This is a genomic window from Sphingomonas sp. EU05-FHT14C10 (assembly GCF_058790595.1).
Window position 1 is genome coordinate 1 of sequence record NZ_JBYTEN010000018.1, and the last position, 2598, is coordinate 2598.

The following is a 2598-nucleotide window of genomic DNA, read 5'->3' on the forward strand; positions in this document are numbered from 1 at the left end:
TGCTTCACCTGCGCTGATGCGCGACAACAATGATCGGTCTCTGGTTGCCGCTGGATGAAAGCCGGGGGTCACGTCAGAACGTGTCAGTTGGAAAATGACAACCTCCATATCGACAAATCAGGGTACCCGAAGACGAACTTGGGACGTGTTGCTGCTGATTATCGAACGAGTATTACGCCGGCCATTGCTTGCCTTTCATCGCTATGCTCTAGCTCGGCTTTATGGGCAGCCCAGATACGATCGAAAGCTTCATCGCCGCATGGCGCGATACTGGCGGCTCGGAGCTCGCCAACACGCAGAGCTTCATCAACGGCTTGTGCGGTCTGCTCGGCGTCGATCCCCCGAGCGGTAGCCGCACCGACGATGCACATAATCATTATGTCTTTGAACGCCGTGTCTTTCAGGATAACGGCGATGGCACAACCAGCTTCGGTCGGATCGACTGCTACAAGCGAGACGCCTTCATCCTTGAGGCCAAGCAGGGCAGCGACGCAGACCGGCTCGCCGCCGGACGCGGCGAAGATGATCTCGACCTGTTCGGCCAGACCGCCAGCGCGCGCGTGAAGCGCGGCACTGCACGACGGGGCACACCGGGCTGGGCGAAGGCAATGGTTCAGGCCAAAGGTCAGGCGGAGCGCTATGCACGCGCGCTGCCCATCGATCATGGCTGGCCGCCATTCCTGCTGGTCGCTGACATCGGCTACTGTATCGAGGTCTATGCCGATTTCACCGGTACTGGAAAGGCCTACGCCCAGTTTCCCGATCGCGCGCGCTATCGCATCATGCTGGAGGATCTGGCTCAGCCGGAGGTGCGCGAAAGGCTCCGCGCGATCTGGATGGATCCGCTCAGCCTCGATCCCGCCGCCCGCGCCGCCCGAGTGACTCGCGACATCGCCGAGTTGCTGGCGGTAGTAGCCAAACGCATCGAGCAACGCGGCCATGATGCGGAAACGACCAGCGGCTTCCTGATGCGGATCCTCTTCACGTTGTTCGCGGAGGATAGCGGCCTGATCCCAGCGGGCAGCTTCACCAACCTGCTCAAGCAACAGCGTGCCCATCCCGAGCATCTCACTCCTCAACTGACAGCCTTGTGGACGGCGATGGACGAAGGTGCATTCTCGCCGGCGCTTGGCGTGCCGCTGAAGAAGTTCAACGGCTATCTGTTCAAGGAACGTACCGCCCTGCCGCTCGAAGCACCCGAACTGGAGGTGCTGATCCAGGCAGCCGAGCATGATTGGACAGCGGTCGAACCGGCGATCTTCGGCACGCTGCTGGAACGTGCACTCAACCCCAAGGAGCGCTCACGGCTCGGCGCGCATTACACACCGCGCGCTTATGTCGAACGTCTTATCGGTCCCACCATCATGGAGCCGCTGCGTGCCGACTGGGACGGGGTGCGGGTCGCAGCCGCATCCCTCATCGAAAGTGGCAAGGCTGGTGAGGCACGTACGCATGTCGAAACCTTCCACGCGCGCCTCGCACAAACAAAGGTACTCGATCCGGCATGCGGCACGGGCAACTTCCTCTATGTGGCCATGGCACGGATGAAGGAGCTGGAGGGCGAAGTTCTCGACCTCTTGGTCGAGTTGGGCGACGACCAATATGTCGCGGAGATCACCGGCCACACCATCACACCTGAGAATTTCCTCGGCATCGAGATCAATCCGCGTGCAGCCGCGATCGCACAATTGGTGCTGTGGATCGGCTATCTGCAATGGCATTTCCGCGTAAACGGCGCGGATCGTGCTCCACCCGAGCCGATCCTACGCGACGTGCGTACCATCCAGCATCGAGATGCGCTGATCTCCTGGGATGCACGCGTGCCAGAGGTTGACGCGGACGGCCAGTTTATCACCCGCTGGGACGGTGAGGCGATGCGCCCCCATCCCGTCACCGGCCGCCCGATACCTGACGAGACGGCACGCGTTCCGGTCTATCGCTACGAAGGCGTACGCGCTGCGGTCTGGCCGCGTGCAGACTTCATCATCGGCAATCCGCCCTTCATCGGCGGCAAGGACGTGCGCGAACGGTTGGGCGGCGGCTATTTCGAAGCTCTGTTCGCCACGACCGACGTGCCAGAGAGCGCCGATTTCGTGATGCATTGGTGGGACCGCGCTGCCTTTGCGGTCCGGAGCGGCGCAACGCGGCGCTTCGGCTTCGTCACTACCAATTCAATCACCCAGGTGTTCAGCCGCCGCGTCATTGCAAGGCATCTAGACGCCAAGGATCGGCTGAGCTTGATCTTTGCGATCCCCAACCACCCTTGGGTGGACGAAAAGGATGGCGCTTCGGTTCGCATAGCGATGACAGTCGCCGCACCGGGCAAGCTGGCTGGTCAACACTTGACCGTCACCGACGAACACAGTGCGCCTGATCATATCACCTTTGCCGAGCGTGCTGGCCAGATCAGCAGCGACTTGCGGATCGGGGCGGATGTGACGGCGGCGGTAGCGCTCAAGGCAAACCACGGCCTATGTTCACCGGGGGTAAAACTGCATGGCGATGGCTTCATCCTAACGGCCACAGAGGTGGAAAAAATTTCACCTAATTCACTGAAAACACTTGATTATATCGTGGACTCCGCGCTATATAATAGCC

General features: G+C 60.9%; 1 protein-coding gene. It reads left to right on the forward strand.

Features of this window, described 5'->3' with window-relative positions:
- Positions 1–221: 221 nt before the first annotated feature.
- The coding region (locus AC3WT0_RS15410; RefSeq protein WP_492754327.1) for a class I SAM-dependent DNA methyltransferase at positions 222–2598 on the forward strand (2377 nt) is incomplete at its 3' end.